Source organism: Falsiroseomonas sp., from assembly GCF_051859025.1.
In the GTDB taxonomy this organism is placed as follows: domain Bacteria; phylum Pseudomonadota; class Alphaproteobacteria; order Acetobacterales; family Acetobacteraceae; genus Falsiroseomonas.
In genome coordinates this window covers 107,838-125,126 of record NZ_JBHYGL010000023.1, presented here as the reverse complement: position 1 = coordinate 125,126, position 17,289 = coordinate 107,838, and the positions used below count along the sequence as shown (strand labels likewise).

Genomic DNA, 17,289 nt, shown 5'->3' with positions numbered 1-17,289 from the left:
CGACAATGGGGAGGAACAAAGCAATGCCAGGACCGACACGCAGGCTCATGCTCGGCGCGGGCGCCGCGCTCGCCCTGCCCAGCCTCGCCCGGGCGCAGGCCCCCTGGCCCGCCCGCCCCATCCGCCTGATCAATCCCTGGACGCCGGGCGGGCCCGCGGATGTGGTGGCGCGGCCCGTCGCGCAGCGGCTGTCGGAATCCCTCGGCCAGCCCGTGGTCATGGAAAACCGCCCCGGCGCCAACGGCACCATCGGCGCCGCCGCCGTCGCCCGCGCCGCGCCGGATGGCTACACGCTGTTCTTCAGCCATGTCGGGCCCATCGCCATCAGCCCGAATTTTTCCTCGAGTGTCCCCTTCGACCCGGTGCGCGATTTCGCGCCGGTTACGCAGCTCGTCTCCGGCCCCATCGTGCTGGTGGTGCGGCCCGACGTGCCGGCGAACAGCGTGACGGAATTGCTGGCGCTGGCCCGCGCGCAGCCCGGCGCGCTCTCCTACGGCTCCGTTGGCCCCGCCAGCACCACCCACCTGGCCGGTGAGATGCTGGCCATGATGGGCGGCGTGCAGTTGCTGCACGTGCCCTATCAGGGTGCCGCGCCGGTGGTGACGGACCTGCTCGGCGGCCGGCTGCACTTCGCCTTCATCAACTTCGCCGGTGCCGTCGCGCAGATGCAGGCCGGCACGCTGCGCGCCATCGCCGTCTCCACCGAACGCCGGTCCAGCGGCCTGCCCAATTTGCCGACGGTGGCGGAAACGCTGCCGGGCTTCGAGGTCAATTCCTGGTACGGCGTCATGGCCCCCGCCAACACACCGGCCGCCATCGTGGATCGCCTGCACCGGGACATCGCCGCGGCGCTCCACGCGCCCGACCTGACCGCCACGCTGCGCGCCCAGGGCTTCGACATCGAGGCAACGACCCCCGCGCAATACGCCGCGAAGATCCGCAGCGACCTCCAACGCTGGGGCGAACTTGCACGCGCCACCGGCATCAAAGTCGGATAACCATCCGGTCGCCGCAGGGCGCAGGCGGCGAAGCCGCCGAGCACCCGGAGGCGTGAACAGGATGGTTCTTCAAAGGAAGAATCCCATGGCGATGAAGATCTGGCATCAGGGCCTGGTGATCTTCGAGGATCTGCCGGAATACGCGGCGGCAACGAAGAAGCACCTCGCCTCCGTCGTGCGGCCCGACACGGAAATCGTGATGCACGGCATCCTGAAGGGCACCTACGCCACCGACTACCCGATCGATGAATTGCAGTTCCGCCCGCTGGCGCTGATGCATCGCGCGCAGCCCATGGCGGCGGCCTATGCCGCGGAACAGCAGGGCTACGACGCCTTCGTGATGAGCTACCTGTCCGGCGTCATGCTGCCGGAAATCCGCGCGCTGGTGGACATCCCCGTCGCCAACTACCTCGAAGCCGCCGCGCACCTCGCCACCATGTATGGCTACCGCTTCGGCATCACCCGCTTCGCGCCGCAGCTGGGTAATGAGATCAAGGATTTTCTCGACAGCATCGGCCTCGGTGCCTGCTTCGCGGGCACCGTCGCCTCGGGATACTCCTACAAGGAGATCTTCGGCGGCTTCGCGACGCCCGATGCGGTGATCAGCCGCTTCAAGGAAACGGTACGCGACTTCTCGAAGAATACGGGATGCGATGTGATCATCCCCGGCGAGATGCCGCAGAACGTCTTCCTCACCACCAACGGCGTCCATCGCGTGGACGACATCCCCGTCATCGACGGCATCGCCGCCACCTACAAGCTGGCGGAGATGATGGTGGACATGAAGCGGCAATTCGGCCTGACGCGCAGCCGCCACGGCCAGAAGAACTGGCGCCCGCCGCCGGCGCGCGTGGCGGACGTCATGCGCTTCTACGGCATGGACAAGGCCTGGAAGGCCATCGGGGCGTTGGAATGAACACGCCGCGCCGCGCGCTCCTCGCCAGCGCGATCCTCGTACCATCCATCGCCCGCGCGCAGGATGGCTTCCCCACCCGCCCCATCCGCCTGGTGGTTCCCTGGCCGCCGGGCGGGCCGATCGATCTGGCGGCGCGGCCCATCGCCGCCCGCATGGCCGAACTCCTCGGCCAGCCCGTGGTCATCGAGAACCGCGGCGGCGCCAACGGCACCATCGGTGCGCTGCATGTCAGCCAGGCCGCGCCGGATGGCTACACGCTGCTGGTGGCCTCCCCCGGCCCCGTCTCCATCAGCCCGCTGGCGCGGGGGTTGGCGGCGCAGGAACCGCAGCGGCTTTTCGCGCCGGTCTGCCAGCTCGTCTCCTCGCCCTCCGCGCTGGTGGTGCGGAAGGACCTGCCGGCGCGCGACCTCGCCGCCCTCATCGCGCTGGCAAAAGCCCGCCCCGGCGCGCTGACCTACGGCTCCGCCGGCCCCGCCAGCATCAACCACCTCAGCGCCGCGACGCTCGCGGCACGGGGCGGGGTGGAGATGCTGCACATCCCCTACCAGGGCGCCGCGCCCCTGCTGACGGACCTCATCGCCGGGCGCATCGACATGGCCTTCCTCGGCATCGGCGTCGCGCTGCCGCTGGTGACGCAAGGCAATGCAAGGGCGCTGGCCGTCGGCAACCTCCGTCGCGCCGCCGCCATGCCCGATGTGCCGACGGTGGCGGAGACCTATCCCGGTTTCCAGGCGGACAACTGGTACGGCATCCTGGCGCCGATCGGCACGCCGCGCGCCATCATCCAGCGGCTGCACCGGGACGCCGCCGCCGCGGTGCGCACCCCATCCGTCACCCGCGCGATGGTGGAGGCCGGCAACGAACCCGCCCCCTCCGAAAGCCCCGAAACCTTCGCCGCCATGATGGCGGAGGATCTGGAGCGCTGGCGCGACTCCGTTCGTGCGGCGGGGCTGCGGCCGGAGTAGCCTGTCCGCATGGCCCTGACCCGCCGTGCGGCCCTCGCCGTGCCAGCCTTCTCGATCCTCCCCGCCTGCGCCCAGGGCAGCGCGCTGCTCGCCACGCTCCGCCCCGGCCATCCGCGCCTGCTCACCACGCCGGAACAACTCGCCACCCTGCCCGCTAGCCTGGCGGCGGAGGAGACGGGCCGCCGCTGGCGCGCCGCCCTGTTGCGCGATGCCGATGGCCTTCTCTCCCGCCCCGTCGTCGAACGCCGCTTCGAGGCCCGGCGCCCCGTGCTGCTGCCGACATCGCGGGAAATCCTGCGGCGGACGGAAGCGCTGGGCGTCGCCTTCCTCCTCACCGCCGATCCCCGCTACGCCGCCCGCCTGGCGGGCGAGATGCGCGCCGCGGCCGCCTATCCCGACTGGAACCCCAGCCACTTCCTCGATGTGGCGGAAATGACCACCGCCTTCGCCCTGGCGCTGGACTGGTGCCACGCCGCCTGGAGCGAGGCCGACCGCGCCATGGCGCGCGACGCCATCATCACCAAGGGCCTGCGCCCCGGGCTGGACGGCTTCCGCGGCCGCGCCTTCTGGACGCGCGTCACCCACAACTGGGCCCTGGTCTGCATGGGGGGCCTGGTTTGCGGCGCCCTGGCGGTGGCGGAGGATGCGCCGATGCTGGCGGCCGAGATCCTCACCCTCGCCCTGCCCGCCGCCCGGCCGGCGCTGGCTTCCTACGCCCCCGATGGCGCCTGGGACGAAGGCGTTGCCTATTGGGACTACGCCACCCAATACGCGGTGTTCCTGCTGGCGGCGCTGGACACGGCGCTGGGGGCGGACCAGGGGCTTTCCGCCCTGCCCGGCCTGGCGGAGGCCGGGCAGTTCCGCCTGCACCTGGAAAGTCCGACGGGGCGCGTCTTCAACTTCGCCGATGGGGGCGAGGCGGTCCGCAACACGCCCGCCCTGATGTGGCTGGCGCGGCGCTACCAGGCCCCCGCCAATGCCTGGCTCATCGGCCGCGCGCCCGCCGTCACCGGCACCGGGCTGCTGTGGTACCAGCCGGGCGGGCAATCGCCGGCGGCGCTCGGCCTGCCCCTCGATGCCCGGTTCCGCCATGTCGAGGTCGCAAGCCTTCGCGGCGCCTGGGGCGACCGGGCGGCAAGCTGGATCGCCTTCAAGGGCGGCGACAACGCCGCCAATCACGGGAACCTCGACCTCGGGACCTTCGTGATGGAGGCCGGCGGCGAGCGCTTCGCCATCGACCTCGGTGCCGATGACTACGCCCTGCCCGGCTATTTCAGCGCGGCCCGGCGCTTCACCTACTACCGGAACGCGACGGCGGGGCAGAACACGCTGCTGGTGGATGGTGCGGACCAGCCTGTGGCAGCGCGCGCCGCGATCACCAGCTTCCGGTCGACGCCGGGCTTCGCGGCGGCCGTCGTGGACCTCTCCGCCGGCTATCCCGCGCTGGGGACGGCGCGGCGCGGCATCGCGCTGCTGGACCGGCGGGTGATGGTGGTGGCGGATGAGGTGACGGGCAGCGCCGGCAGGCGGCTGCGTTGGCAGATGCACACCAGGGCGACGGTGGAACTGGCCGGCGGGGCGGCGGTGCTGCGCCAAGGCGCCGCCGTGCTGCATGCCCGCATCCTGGAACCCGCCGGCGCGACCTTCACCCTGGATAGCGCCGCCCGCCCCCCGCCGGAGAACCCGAATACGGGGGTGCAGCGCCTCGCGGTGGAGGCGACGGGCGCCCCGCGAATCGTGGTGGCCTTCGCGCCGGGGGAACCGATGGCGGAGGACCGGCTGGCGGCGGTGCGGCGACCGCTGGCGGAATGGGCGTGACCGCAAAAGCGCTGGATCAGCCTCTATGTTCGTGTTATGTTCCATATATAAAGCGCCACGTCCATGCGCTGCGCGATCCGGCCAGCGCCGGGGGCGGAAGAGACCCTTCTAAAGGTGCTAAAACGACTAAAAGACCTAAATGCACTTTAGGCGGCCGGCAACAAATCTAATGATATCAATTTATTGCGGGACTCATGCGGATTTCCTCAAAAATTAGGAAAACGCTCAACGTCTTTAGTGTCTAAAAAGTCACACTCCGCAGGATGGCGCCGAAATCCGCATCCGCCAGGTCAGCGGAGAAGTCCGGAAACCGCGTCGCCAGCCGTCGCGGCCACCCCGCCACCAGGCGCTCCACCACCGGATCGGGCGCGAAATCCACCAGGCCGCTTGCCGCCACGTCCTCGGCTTCCAGCGCCGCGATCGCCACAGCGGCGCTGACGGCCAGGGACGGCACATGCAGCAGCCGCGCCGGCAGGTCCGCCGCCAGCGCGGCGCGGCGGGCCAGCGCCACCCCGGCCCGCACGCTCGCGATCGGCAGCGCGTGGTCCGGGGCCAGCGGCGCCGTGAAGCGCGCGCCCCGCCTGGCATGGGCCACCAGGTCGCTGATGAAGCCCGCGCCGGGCGGGCCGATCCGCGTCGTGCGCAGGACGGAGATCGGCAGCCGCAGCACCACCGCATCGGCATCGCCACGCCGGGTGGTGTCCGCCAGCAGCGCCTCCGCCACCGTCTTGGTCATGCCGTAGGTGGAGGCCGGGCGCGGCGGGCTGGCCTCATCCGGCTCGGCCTCCCCGCCCCCGAAGACGCCGATGGAGGAGAGCAGCACGAAGCGCGCGCCGCCCGCGAAGCGCAGCGCGGCGCGCGTGCCCTCCACATTGATGGCCCAGGCCGCGTCGGGATCGGCCTCGCTCGCCTGGGTGGTGATGGCGGCGGCGTGGATGACGGCGTCGAAGCGCGTGCCGGGCGGGAAGGCCTCCGCGATGCGGCCGACATCGCCCGCCACGACACCCGGCGCGGCCGCCCGGTCGAAGCGCGTCACGCGGGCGCCGGATCGCTCCAGCGCCTGCGCGATGCAGCCGCCAAGGAAGCCGGCGCCGCCGGTGACGAGGACGCTATTCGGCCGTGACATTCGCGCTGCGCACGACCTCCGCCCAGCGCTGCACATCCTCCGCCAGGAAGGCAACGAAGGCCGCGCCCTCCCTCAGATTGGGCGACATGCCGAGCCGGATGCACTCCGCGCGCACGCTCTCCTTCCGCATGGCCTGGGCGGCCAGCGCCCGGTAGCGCGCGACCGCGGCCTCCGGCACGCCCGTGGGGGCGAAGAAGGCGAGCCAGGCATCGGCCTCCACGCCCTGCACGCCGGCCTGCGCCAGGGTCGGCAGTTCGGGGAGGTGCGGCGACCGGTTGGGGGAGGCGACGGCCAGCGCCCGCACCCGCCCGGCCTGCACCTGGGCCAGCACCGTGGGGGTGGTGGCGAAGCTGGCGTCGATATGCCCGCCGAGCAGGTCCTGCATCAGCGGCGCAGAGCCCCGGTAGGCGACGTGGTTCATCTGCAGGCCCGTCCGCGCGCGGAACAGTTCCAGCGCCAGATGCGCCGCCGATCCCTGGCCCGTCGATCCGCAGCTCAGCTTCCCCGGCTGGGCCCGCAGCAGGTCGAGAAACTCTGGCATGGTCCGCGCCGGCAGGTCGTTCTTCACCACCAGGATGTGCTGAAGGTCCACCAGCAGCGCGATCGGCGTGAAGTCATTGATGGGGTGGTAGCCGCCGCCCTGCGGGATGAGGGAGATGTTGGTGGCGTGCGTCTGGTTGGTGCCGAAGACCAGCTGCGTGCCGTCCTTCACCCCCTGCGCCACGCGCCTGGTGCCGATGGAACCGGCGCCGCCGCCCACATTCTCCACCACCATGGGCTGGCCGAGATCGGCCGAGAATTCCTGCGCCATCATGCGGGCGATCAGGTCGGTCGGCCCGCCGGCGGGATAGGGTACCACCAGCGTCACGGGCCGCGGCGGCACCCAGGCGCCCTGGGCCAGGGCAGGCGTAGCCAAGGGCGGACAAGCAAGGGCGGCGAGGCCCGTTCCGGCGATCAGGCGGCGGCGCGACAGCATGGTTCCTCCCGGGGATTGGCGTTGGGCCGCACCCTGGCGAAGCCGCGCCGCGCCCGCAAGGGCTACCCGAACACGGCCTTGATGGCGGCCTCGGCCACTTCCTTGTCCTGGTCCCCGGTGCCCGAGCCCACGCCGATGCCGCCCACCACCGCGCCATCGATGATGATCGGCACGCCACCCTTTAGGTTCGTCATCCGTCCATCCGTCGCGATGGCCAGCTTGATCTCCAGGTCCGGCCCCATCCCGCCCGTGGCCCGCCCGGTGGAGGCCGCGGTCTCCGCCTTGCGGCGCGCGGATTCGATGGACAGCACGCGGGCGCCGTCCATGCGGATGAAGGACAGCAGGTTGCAGCCCTCATCCACCACCGCGATGCATTGCGGCTGGCCCATCGAGGTCGCGTGGTCCGCGGCGGCGCGGATCAGCGCGATCGCGGCCTCATGCGTCAGCTTCGTCGCGGTGCGGGTCAGCGCCATGAATTCTCTCCCATCGTCTATCCCTCGGGCAGATCCGTCACCAGCATGCAGCCCGGCGCATGGGTGGCGTAGTAGGGCAGGCCGGAGGCTTCGAGCGCCGTCAGCGCCGTCAGCCCGCAGGCCCAGAACAGGCATTCCTCCCCGGGTTCGGGCAGCAGCACCTCCCCCCAATCCGGCTTCTGGACATCGAGGATGCCGAGATGGGCGGCGTGGCCGCGATGCACCGGCGCGCCATGGCTGCGCGGCAGCCGCCCCGTGATGAAGGAGACGCGGCGCACATCCTCCTGCGCAAAGGGCCGCATGGAGACGACGAGGTTGCCGCCGAAGCGCCCCGCCGGCACGGCCGGGATCCAGGTCCGGAACAGCGGCCCCTGGATGCCGAGCTCGACATGCCGCATCCGGATGCCGGCGCGGACCAGCGCGGCTTCCGCGCCGAACCAGCAGCCGATGGCGACCGCCACCATGTCCTTGCGCCAGGCCGCCATCAGATGCTCGACCGGCGTCGCCACGCCGTCGCGGTAGAGCATGTAGCCCGGCAGGTCGGTCCGCACATCGAGGTCCAGGCCCAGTTCCGGCAGCCGCGGATCACCCTTCCTGCTGACGGCCAGCAGCGGGCAGGCCGCCGGATTCTCCTCGCAGAAGCGAACGAATTCCTTCGCCGCATCCGCCGGCAGCACCACCAGATTGGCCTGAACATGACCACGGGCGCGGCCCACGCTGAGACCGCGATACCCGCCCCGCACAAGCTGGCGAAAGGCCAGCCCGGATTCAGACATGTCTTACGAAGCCCCCATCCACGCGCAACACCGTGCCCGTGACATAGGATGCGGAGGCGGAACAAGCAAAGGCCGCCATGGCCGCGACCTCCTCCGGCCGCGCATAGCGGCCCATCGGTATCTGCGCCCAGGACCGGGAGCGGACCTCATCCTGGCTGATCCCTTCCCGCGCCGCGGCCGCGGCATCGGTCAGGTGGACGCGTTCGGTGCCGACGCGGCCGGGCATCAGGATGTTCACCGTGACACCCTGCCTGGCGACCTCCGCCGACAGCGTCTTGGACCAGGCGATGATGCCGGCACGGATGGCGTTGGAGATGCCGAGAACCGGCAGCGGCTGCACCGCCCCGGTGGAGACAACGGTCAGCACGCGCCCCCATCCCGCGTCGCGCATCGCGGGCAGGAACAGATCCGTCAGCCGATAGACCGCCAGCGCCATGCCCTGGAAGGCTTCCGTCCAGTCCTTCGGATCGCGCCCCGCGGCGCCGCCATAGGCCGGGCCGCCGGTATTGTTCACCAGGATCTCCGGCGCGCCGAAATCGGCGTTCACCCGCGCCGCGAAGGCGTCGAGGCCCGCGGTGTCCATCAGATCCAGCGCGAAGCCTGCCGCGCCCTCCCCCAGCGCCGCCACGGCCTGCGCGGTGGCCGCCGGGTCCCGCGCCGCGATGGCGATGCGCGCCCCCTCCGCCGCCAGGGCCTGCGCGATCGCCAGCCCCATGCCGCGATTGCCGCCGAGCACCAGCGCCCGACGCCCCCGGATGCCTAGGTCCATGACCGGGGTCCGAAGGCGGAGGAGACGGATTGTTCGATGAAGCGCCCTCGCCCTGGCTTCGCCCGCAACTCGCCGTGCTCCACGATCATCTCCCCCCGGGACAGCACCCGTTCGGGCCATCCCGTCACGGACATGCCCTCCCACGGCGTATAGTCGACATCGTGGTGCAGCAGGTCGTTGGTGATGGTCACGCGGCGCTCCGGGTCCCAGATGGCGATGTCGGCATCGGCGCCGATCGCGATCCGCCCCTTGCGGTCGAGGCCATAGACAGCGGCGTTGTTCGCCGCCGTCAGCGCCACGAAGCGCGGCAGGCTGATGCGGCCGGTGACCACGCCCTCGCTGAACAGGATCGGCAGGCGCGTGGCCAGCCCCGGCACACCGTTGGAGACCTTGCGGAAGGGCGCGGACGGCCCCGCGCGCAGCTTGCCCTCCCCGTCGAAGCGGTAGGGCGCGTGGTCGCTGTTGAACAGCTCGAAGGTTCCGTCCTCGATCCCCCGCCAGCAGGCGGCCTGGGATGCGGTATCGCGCGGCGGCGGACTGCACATGACCTTGGCGCCCAGCATGTCCGGCTGGTCGAGGTCCTGTTCCGTCAGCGTGAGATACTGGGGGCAGGTCTCCGCGATCACCGTTACGCCCCGCGCCCGCGCTCTCCGGATTTCCTCGAGTGGCTCGGCGCCGGATACATGGACGATGACGAGGGGGACGCCGGCGATTTCGCCCAGCGTCAGCGCGCGATGGGTCGCTTCGCGTTCGACGGGCAGCGGGCGCGAGGTGGCGTGGAAGCGCGGCGCCGTCTGGCCGCGCCGCTCCAACCGATCCGCCAGCCAGCCGATGATCTCGTGATTCTCCGCATGCACCAGCACCACCGCGCGCTGTTCGCGGGCGACCTCCAGCACATCCAGGATCTGCGTATCGGACAGCCGCATCGCCTCATAGGTCATGTAGACCTTGAGGCTGCGGTGCCCCCGCGCCACCAGCGCGGGCAGTTCCTGGCCCAGCACCTCCGCCCGCGGGTCCGCCAGCACCAGGTGGAAGCTGTAGTCGAGGAAGGCGTTGCCCTCCGCCCGGCGGTGGTAATCCTCCACCGCCGCGCGCAGCGACGCGCCGCGATGCTGCACGGCGAAGGATAGCGTGCAGGTGGTGCCCCCGAAGGCCGCGCTGCGCGTGCCGGACAGGAACCCATCCGCCATGCGCGCACCGGCGGAAGCAAGGCCAGGTGCCTGGACCTGGTCGATATGCACATGCGCGTCGATGCCACCGGGCAGTACCAGGCGGCCGGTGGCATCGATGCTGCGCTCCGCATCGCCCAGGCGCTCCGCAATGGCGGCGATGCGGCCATCGAGGATGCCGATATCGGCGCGGAAGACATCGGCCGCGGTGGCAACGGTACCACCGCGGATCACGGTATCGAAGCGGGTCATGCGCTTGGCTATGCCGGCAGGCGGCGGATGTCCATCGAGGGCAGGAAGGACGGATCGAAGACATCACCCGGCGCGATCAGCGCGGTCAGGCCGAAGGCGCGGGAGACGGTGGCGACGGAGGTTGCGAACCGGTCCGCGCGCACGCCGCCCATGCCATCGGCGCGGCTTTCCTCCGTCGTCATCTGCTTGGTGATGAGCCAGCGCAGCTTCTCCGTCTCCAGCGCCACATCGGTCAGCGGCTCCCTCCGGCGCAGCGCGGCGATGGCGGCGGCGGGATCGGCGGCGGCGGCCTGCCAGCCACGGGCGGCCGCGGCGGTGAAGCGGCGCACGGCCTCGGGGTTCGTCTCCAGCATCCGCTTCGACGCCAGGATGCCGTTGCCATAGAGCGGCAGGCCGCTATCGGCGAAATACTGGAAGCGGATGTCCTCCGGCCTCGCGCCCGCGCGGACCAGGCCGAAATACATGGTGCTGTCGAAGCCGAGGATGGCGTCCACGTCGCCCCGCATCAGGAAGGCTTCCCGCAGGCGCAGGTCGCCATACTGCCAGCGCACCGTGCTCGCATCGATGCCCGCGGTCGCCGCGAAGGCGGGGAAGATGCGGAAGGCGCCGTCCGTCAGCGCCGCGCCGATGCGCTTGCCCGCGAGGTCCCGCGCCTCATTGATGCCGGCGCGCGGGAAGGATGCCGCGGAAAGCGGGCTGCGGTAATAGACCATGTAGACGCAGCGCGCGGCGGAGGCCGGGTTCCGGGCGTTGAATTCCAGCAGCACGTTGATGTCGCCGATGCCGAATTCATAGGTGCCGGAACCGACGCGCGTCACCGCCTCACCCGATCCACCGCTACTGTCGAAGCTGCAGCGCAGCCCGGCCTCGCGGAACCACCCGCGTTCCTCCGCCAGGAAGAAGGCGGCGTTCGATCCATCAAAGGGCGCGGCGAGGGAGACCTTCACCTCCAGCGGCGCCTGCGCGCGGACGGTGCCGGCGGCCAGGATGGCGGGGGTGGCGAGCAGCAGGGAACGGCGGGTCGTCATGGCGGATGCTCCTCGGGATGGCGAGGATCGTTCAGCAACCGCCATGCCAGCCCCCGATGGCTCCCGGATTGCCCCAAAACCCGATCCCGCGCAGGATTGTGCGCAATCCCCTGCGCGAAGGAGCGGCAGATGGCCGGCGACCCGCATCGCCTGGTGGGCGTCATCCACGCCGCCAACCGCCCGAAGGCGGACGATGCCGAGGCCGTCCACGCCTATCTGTTCGAGGCGATCGTGGACCAGCGCCTGCCACCCGGCGCCAAGCTGACCGAGCAATCGCTGGTCGAGACCTTCGATATCGGTCGCCGCGCCATCAATGACGCGCTGAAGCGCCTGGTCTGGGAACGCCTGGCGGTGGCGCCCCCCAACCGCGGCGTCTTCGTCGCCGCCCCGGATGCGGAGGAAGCCCGCGCCATCTTCGCCGCCCGCCGCGCGATCGAGGGCGGCTGCGTGGAGGCCGTGGCCCGGCGCGGCGACCCAGGCGACGCCGCCCTGCTGCTGGAGAACCTGGCCGAGGAGCACCGCCTGCGCCGTGCGGGCAAAATGCGGGAGGCGATCCGCCTGTCCGGTGGCTTCCACACCCTGCTCGCCCGCCTGTCCGGCAACCCGATCCTGGAGGAACAGGTCCATCTGCTGGTCGCGCGCACCAGCCTGGTGGTGGCGCTGTATGAGGACCGCACCGGCCTTGCCTGCTGGCATGACGACCATGGGGAGCTGGTGGCGCTGATGCGCGCCCGGCGTCATCGCGCCGCCGTGACGTTGATGCAGAAGCACCTGAGCGACATCGAGCGCGGCCTGCGGCTGGACCGCCCGCCAGTGGAGGGCATCGACATCCGCCTCATGCTCGCTCGCCCCTCTTGACGGGGCCGCGGCATTCCGTGGGAGGTTGTGGGCACACAAGGGGGATGCCGGGATGGATGGGCTGTTGCTGCAGGGTTTCTTCCGTTCCTCCGCCGCCTGGCGCGTGCGCATCGCGCTCAACCTGAAGGGGGTCGGCTACGCGCAGGTGGCGCGGCACCTGCGGCGCGGTGAACAGCGGTCACCGGATTTCATGGCCAAGAATCCGCAGGGTCTGGTGCCGGCGCTGGAAGTGCCAGGACAGGGCGTGCTGACGCAATCGCTGGCCATCATCGAATGGCTGGAGGAGACGCAGCCGGGCGCGGCGCTGCTGCCCGCCGATCCCTGGGCGCGCGCCCGCGTGCGATCGCTGGCGCAGATCATCGCCTGCGACATCCATCCCATCCAGAACCTTCGCGTGCTGGCCTATCTCAAGCGCGAACTGGGGCAGGAAGGGCCGACGGTGGACGCCTTCGCGCGCCACTGGATCACGGGCGGCCTGGCCGCGCTGGAGCAACGCCTGGCGACGGAAGCCGAAACAGGTATCTTCTGCCATGGCGATGCGCCCGGGCTGGCAGATCTGTGCCTCGTGCCGCAACTCGGCAATGCGCGGCGCTTCGGCACGGACCTGTCACCCTACCCCACCATCCTTCGCATCGAAGCCGCCTGCATGGCGCTGCCCGCTTTCGAGCAATCAGCGCCCGACCGGCAGCCGGATGCGGAGTAGCGGCTACCCCACCGCGTTGCGCAGCACGCCGATGGCATCGACCTCGAATTCCAGGGCATCGCCGCTGCGGAGGAAACGCGGCGGCTTCTGCGTGGCGCCGGTGCCTTCCGGCGAACCGGTCGCGATCACGTCACCAGGCAGCAGCGGCGTGATGGTAGAGAGGTAGGCGATCAGCGCGGGGATGCCGAAGAACATCGCCCCCGCCTTGCTGTCCTGCACCACCTTCCCGTTGAGCCGCGTGCGCAGCGTGAGGTCCTGCCACTCAGAAACCTCGTCGGAGGTCACGACCCAGGGCCCGATGCTGCCAGATTCGAAAAAGTTCTTGCCGGCGGTGACGCTGTGCGCCTGCCAGTCGCGCACCGATCCATCGTTCAGGATAGTGTAGCCGCCGACATGATCCATCGCATCCGCTTCCGCGATGCGATGGCCGCCGCGGCCGATCACCACGGCCAGTTCGCATTCATAGTCGAACTGCTCCGACACGCCAGGCAGCCGCAGTGCCTGGCCGGGCCCGACGAGGGCCGCCTGGTGCTTCAGGAAGTAGGAGATGTTGGCCGGCCCCTTCACCTCGCCCCCCAGCGGGTGCGGTTTCGGGTAGTTGAGGCCGATGCAGAACAGCCGCGCATCGGGCAGAGGGTTCAGCAGCGTGATGGCGGAAAGCCGGTAGCGCGGGCCGTTGGCGTCGGTGCAGGCCATGGCTTCGGCCATCGTCTCCGCCGGCAGGGCGACGACCTCCGCCCCTTCCAGCAGCCCGTAGCGCGCGGCGCCCCCAGTCGAGAACCTCAGCAGCTTCATTCCCTGGCCCTTTCAGCCCGGCACCACCACCTCCGGCATCGCCGCCAGCAGGGTGCGCGTGATTGCGTGTTGCGGGGCATCGAAGATCGCGGCGGTCGACCCCTGTTCGACGATCACGCCCCGGTGCAGCAGGGCGACACGGTCGCAGATGTAGCGGATGACGGAAAGATCGTGGCTGATGAAGAAGTAGGTCAGGCCGAGCCTGGCCTGGAGGTCCACCAGCAGGTTCAGCACCTGCGCCTGGACGGAGACATCCAGCGCACTGGTCGGTTCATCCAGCAGCAGCAGCGACGGTTCCGTCACCAGGGCCCGCGCGATGCCGATGCGCTGCCGCTGGCCACCGCTGAATTCATGGGGGTAGCGGTGCAGGTGCTGCGGGCCGAGCCCCACCTGCGCCAGGATGTGCGCAGCCCGTTCCGTCCGCCCGCGCGAATCGAGGCCGATGGCCGCGCGATGCACGACCAGCGGCTCCGTCACGATGTCATGCACCGACATGCGCGGGTTGAGCGAGGCATAGGGGTCCTGCCACACCACCTGGATGCGGGCGCGGAGGTGCCGCATGGCGGCGGGCGTCAGGCGCGCCATGTCCTCGCCCTCGAACAGGATGCGGCCGCTGCTGGGCTGATCGAGGCGTAGGATGCAGCGCGCCAGCGTCGATTTACCGGAACCGGATTCACCGACCAGGCCGAAGCTCTCGCCCTTCGCGACGGAAAGCGAGACGTCGCTCAGCGCCGTCACCGGCGGCGTGCGTCGCAGCAGGCCGGCACGGACGAAAACCTTGGTCAGGCCCTCGATCTCAAGCATCGGCGAGCACGCAGGCCACGCGGTGCCCCTCCTCCACCGTTCTGCTCCGGGGCAGCACCGCGCATTCCGCCCGAGCAAGAGCGCAGCGCGGTGCGAAGCGGCAGCCTGGTGGCGGCGCCAGCAGATCCGGCACGCTGCCGGCCAGGCCCTGAAGCGCACCGCGCACCACATGCCGCGTCGGGATCGCCGCCAGCAGCGCCTGGGTATAGGGGTGCCGCGGCGCGCGGATCACCTGCGCCACGCGGCCGGATTCCACGATGTTGCCGGCATACATCACCGCGACATGCGTGCAGCTCTGCGCCACCACGCCGAGGTTGTGGGTGATGAGCATCACCGCCATCCCCGTCTCCGCCACCATGCCCTTCAGCAGCGCCAGGACCTGCGCCTGGACCGAGACATCCAGCGCCGTGGTGGGTTCGTCCGCGATGAGGAGCGAGGGACGGCCGATCAGCGCCATCGCGATCAGCACGCGCTGGCGCATGCCGCCGGAGAACTGGTGCGGATAATCATCGAGCCGCGATGCCGCGTTGGGGATGCCGACCTTGTCCAGCATCGCCGCCGCCAATTCCCGTGCCGCACGGCGCGACGGCTTCGCGCCCAGGATGTCATCGCTGTGCCGCGCGGCAGCGAGAGCAACATCCACAAGCTGGTCGCCGATGCGAAAGCTGGGATTGAGGTTCGTCGTGGGGTCCTGGAAGATCATGCCGATACGCCGGCCGCGCAGCTTCCGCAACTCGCCCTCCGGCAGCGCGAGCACGTCCTGCCCCTCGAACAGGATGCGGCCGGCCCGGTAGCGTGCCGGCGGCGTGGGGACGAGGCGGGAGACGGAAAGGCCGGTCAGCGACTTGCCGCAGCCCGTCTCCCCCACCACGCCCCAGACCTCTCCGCGCCGGATGGTCAGGTCGATGCCGTTGAGGACATGCGCTTCCCCATCGAAGGACTGCATGCCGAGATGCAGGCCCTGGATCTCCAGCAACGCCGTCATCGCCGCGCCTTGGGGTCGAACAGGTCGCGCAGCCCATCGCCCAGCAGGTTGAAGCCGAAGACTGCGACGAAGATCGCCATGCCCGGCGCCAGCGCCATCCACCAGAAATCCGGCATGTAGCCGCGTGCGACGGAAAGCATCGCCCCCCATTCCGGCGTCGGCGGCCGCACGCCGATGCCGATGAAGCCGAGCGAGGCGACCGTCAGGATCGCGAAACCCATGTCGAGCGACATCTTCACGATCACCGGCGTCGCGACATTCGGCAGGATATGGCGGAACAGGATGCGCGTGCCGCTGGCGCCGATGGCGCGCGCGGCGGTGACGAACATCTCCTCCTTCCTCGCCATCACTTCGGCGCGGACCAGGCGCGCATAGCCGGGCCACCAGGACAGCGCGATGGCGAAGACCATGTTCGCCATGCCGGCACCGAGCGCGGCGGCAACTGCCATCGCCAGCATCAGCCCGGGGATCGTCAGCTTGAGGTCGGCCAGGCGCATCAGCACCTCATCCACCCATCCCCCCGCATAGCCCGCGATGGCGCCGATCACGGTGCCGACCAGCGTGCCGAGCATAACCACCGCGAGCCCCGCGACGATGGAAACGCGCGCGCCGGCCATGACGAGGGAGAGCACATCCTGCCCGACTTCATTCGTGCCGAAGGGATGCGCCAGCGATGGCGGGCGGAAGCGCGCGGCGGTGTTCACGCTGCCCGCCACGTGATCCGGAAAGGGCGCCAGCCAGGGCCCCGCGACCGCCAGCAGCAGCAGCCCCGCCACCATCACCAGGCCGAGCACGGACAGCCAGCTGCGCGTGAAGCGGTAGGCCGCGCGGCGGAAGGCCTGGCGCGGCGCGACGGTCGCGCTCATTCCACGCGCACCCGCGGGTTCACCAGGCCCTGCATCACATCGACGAGCAGATTGGCGAAGACGAAGATGGTGCCGATAACGAGCGTGACGCCGATCACCGGCATGAAGTCCTGCGACACCACGGACTTCGTCGCATAGAGCCCGATCCCCGGCCAGTCGAACACCGTCTCGACCAGCACCGTGCCGCCGAGCAGCCAGCCGAAATACAGGCCGATCACGGTGAGCGTCGCCGCCACGGCGTTGCGGCTGACATATTTGAACAGGATCAGCGATCGCGAGAGGCCGAGCGCGCGTTCCGTCAGCACATAATCCTGTTGCAGCACCTCCAGCGTCGAGGCCCGCATCATCCGCATGATGGTCGCGAGCGGCGACAGCGACATGGCGAGCGCCGGCAGCAGCAGATGCTGGCAGGCGACGCCGAAGGCATAGCTGTCACCGGCGACGAGCGCATCGATGGTAAGGAAGCCTGTCACCCAGGGCGGCGGATCCTCCGTGATCGGGAAGCGGCCGGACAGCGGCAGCCAGCCCAGCCACATGGCAAGGCCGAGTTGCAGCAGCAGGCCCAGGAAGAAGCGCGGCATGGAAATGGCGCCGAGTGCTGCGACGCGGGAGACCGCGTCCGGCCAGCGATCCCGCCACACCGCCGTTGCCAGGCCCATCGGCAGGCCGATCGCAACCGCGATGAACATCGCGGCGAAGACCAGTTCAAGCGTCGCCGGCAGGAAGGCCGCAAGGTCCTCCGCCACCGGCCGGCGCGTGAAGATGGAGACACCGAAATCGCCGCGCATGAGGCCCGACAGGTAGCTGCCGTATTGCGTCAGTAGCGGCCGGTCCAGGCCGAATTCGCGCGCGACATCGGCGATCTCCGCAGCACTCGCATTCGGCCCGGCGGCCAGCGCCACCGGATCCCCCGGCAGCATCCGGCCGATGATGAAGACGAGTGCCGTGAGCCCGACCAGCACCGGCACCGTCAGCAGCAGGCGCCGCAGCAGGAAGCGGATCATGCGATGCT

18 protein-coding genes are annotated in these 17,289 nt (G+C 70.3%); 6 read left to right on the top strand and 12 right to left on the bottom strand.

The window, feature by feature from the left end; translation table 11 throughout:
- The first annotated feature begins 23 nt into the window (after nt 1-23).
- From ACTIE5_RS18755 to ACTIE5_RS18740, 4 genes are all read left to right on the top strand, one after another.
- Nucleotides 24-998: a Bug family tripartite tricarboxylate transporter substrate binding protein gene (locus ACTIE5_RS18755; RefSeq protein ID WP_439551236.1), complete on the top strand. Its 975-nt coding sequence runs from the start codon at nt 24-26 to the stop codon at nt 996-998.
- Nucleotides 999-1,083: 85 nt separating this feature from the next.
- A complete protein-coding gene (locus ACTIE5_RS18750) occupies nt 1,084-1,914 on the top strand; it encodes an aspartate/glutamate racemase family protein (protein WP_439551235.1) in 831 nt (276 codons plus the stop codon).
- Nucleotides 1,911-2,879 carry a Bug family tripartite tricarboxylate transporter substrate binding protein gene (locus tag ACTIE5_RS18745; protein ID WP_439551234.1) on the top strand — a complete coding sequence of 323 codons (969 nt, stop codon included), beginning with the start codon at nt 1,911-1,913 and terminating at the stop codon, nt 2,877-2,879. The genes ACTIE5_RS18750 and ACTIE5_RS18745 overlap by 4 nt, the downstream gene beginning before the upstream one ends.
- 9 nt (nt 2,880-2,888) lie before the next feature.
- Complete coding sequence (locus tag ACTIE5_RS18740; protein WP_439551233.1) at nt 2,889-4,697, top strand: heparinase II/III domain-containing protein; 1,809 nt, start codon at nt 2,889-2,891, stop codon at nt 4,695-4,697.
- A 241-nt stretch (nt 4,698-4,938) separates the two neighbouring features.
- Here ACTIE5_RS18740 and ACTIE5_RS18735 read toward each other — a convergent pair whose 3' ends face one another.
- The 7 genes from ACTIE5_RS18735 to ACTIE5_RS18705 form a co-directional block, all read right to left on the bottom strand.
- On the bottom strand, nt 4,939-5,823 hold the full coding sequence (locus ACTIE5_RS18735; protein WP_439551232.1) for an NAD-dependent epimerase/dehydratase family protein: 885 nt from the start codon (nt 5,821-5,823) through the stop codon (nt 4,939-4,941).
- Nucleotides 5,807-6,799, bottom strand: coding sequence for a Bug family tripartite tricarboxylate transporter substrate binding protein (locus ACTIE5_RS18730; RefSeq protein WP_439551231.1), 993 nt, complete (start codon nt 6,797-6,799; stop codon nt 5,807-5,809). The genes ACTIE5_RS18735 and ACTIE5_RS18730 overlap by 17 nt, the downstream gene beginning before the upstream one ends.
- A 62-nt stretch (nt 6,800-6,861) precedes the next feature.
- Nucleotides 6,862-7,272 carry a GlcG/HbpS family heme-binding protein gene (locus ACTIE5_RS18725; protein ID WP_439551230.1) on the bottom strand — a complete coding sequence of 137 codons (411 nt, stop codon included), beginning with the start codon at nt 7,270-7,272 and terminating at the stop codon, nt 6,862-6,864.
- 17 nt (nt 7,273-7,289) lie between these two features.
- On the bottom strand, nt 7,290-8,048 hold the full coding sequence (locus tag ACTIE5_RS18720; RefSeq protein ID WP_439551229.1) for a D-glutamate cyclase family protein: 759 nt from the start codon (nt 8,046-8,048) through the stop codon (nt 7,290-7,292).
- Nucleotides 8,041-8,817: an SDR family oxidoreductase gene (locus ACTIE5_RS18715; protein WP_439551228.1), complete on the bottom strand. Its 777-nt coding sequence runs from the start codon at nt 8,815-8,817 to the stop codon at nt 8,041-8,043. Before ACTIE5_RS18715 ends, ACTIE5_RS18720 begins: the two co-directional genes overlap by 8 nt.
- Nucleotides 8,808-10,238 carry a dihydropyrimidinase gene (hydA, locus tag ACTIE5_RS18710; protein WP_439551227.1) on the bottom strand — a complete coding sequence of 477 codons (1,431 nt, stop codon included), beginning with the start codon at nt 10,236-10,238 and terminating at the stop codon, nt 8,808-8,810. The genes ACTIE5_RS18715 and hydA overlap by 10 nt, the downstream gene beginning before the upstream one ends.
- 8 nt (nt 10,239-10,246) lie before the next feature.
- On the bottom strand, nt 10,247-11,266 hold the full coding sequence (locus tag ACTIE5_RS18705; protein ID WP_439551226.1) for an ABC transporter substrate-binding protein: 1,020 nt from the start codon (nt 11,264-11,266) through the stop codon (nt 10,247-10,249).
- Between the two features lie 129 nt (nt 11,267-11,395).
- Here ACTIE5_RS18705 and ACTIE5_RS18700 point away from each other — a divergent pair, with 129 nt between their 5' ends.
- Nucleotides 11,396-12,124: a GntR family transcriptional regulator gene (locus ACTIE5_RS18700; protein ID WP_439551225.1), complete on the top strand. Its 729-nt coding sequence runs from the start codon at nt 11,396-11,398 to the stop codon at nt 12,122-12,124.
- A gap of 52 nt (nt 12,125-12,176) precedes the next feature.
- Nucleotides 12,177-12,827 (top strand): maleylacetoacetate isomerase, encoded by a 651-nt coding sequence (gene maiA / locus ACTIE5_RS18695; protein WP_439551224.1) that lies wholly within the window; start codon nt 12,177-12,179, stop codon nt 12,825-12,827.
- 3 nt (nt 12,828-12,830) lie between these two features.
- Here maiA and ACTIE5_RS18690 read toward each other — a convergent pair whose 3' ends face one another.
- Genes ACTIE5_RS18690 through ACTIE5_RS18670 form a run of 5 tightly spaced genes read right to left on the bottom strand, consistent with a single transcriptional unit; the run spans nt 12,831 to nt 17,281 of the window.
- The gene (locus tag ACTIE5_RS18690; RefSeq protein ID WP_439551223.1) at nt 12,831-13,622 is read right to left on the bottom strand and encodes a fumarylacetoacetate hydrolase family protein; all 792 of its coding nucleotides are present in this window, start codon (nt 13,620-13,622) and stop codon (nt 12,831-12,833) included.
- Nucleotides 13,623-13,634: 12 nt separating this feature from the next.
- Nucleotides 13,635-14,426: an ATP-binding cassette domain-containing protein gene (locus ACTIE5_RS18685; protein ID WP_439551222.1), complete on the bottom strand. Its 792-nt coding sequence runs from the start codon at nt 14,424-14,426 to the stop codon at nt 13,635-13,637.
- Complete coding sequence (locus tag ACTIE5_RS18680) at nt 14,419-15,411, bottom strand: ABC transporter ATP-binding protein (RefSeq protein ID WP_439551221.1); 993 nt, start codon at nt 15,409-15,411, stop codon at nt 14,419-14,421. The genes ACTIE5_RS18685 and ACTIE5_RS18680 overlap by 8 nt, the downstream gene beginning before the upstream one ends.
- On the bottom strand, nt 15,408-16,277 hold the full coding sequence (locus ACTIE5_RS18675; RefSeq protein ID WP_439551220.1) for an ABC transporter permease: 870 nt from the start codon (nt 16,275-16,277) through the stop codon (nt 15,408-15,410). Before ACTIE5_RS18675 ends, ACTIE5_RS18680 begins: the two co-directional genes overlap by 4 nt.
- On the bottom strand, nt 16,274-17,281 hold the full coding sequence (locus tag ACTIE5_RS18670) for an ABC transporter permease (protein ID WP_439551219.1): 1,008 nt from the start codon (nt 17,279-17,281) through the stop codon (nt 16,274-16,276). The genes ACTIE5_RS18675 and ACTIE5_RS18670 overlap by 4 nt, the downstream gene beginning before the upstream one ends.
- Between the last annotated feature and the right edge of the window lie 8 nt (nt 17,282-17,289).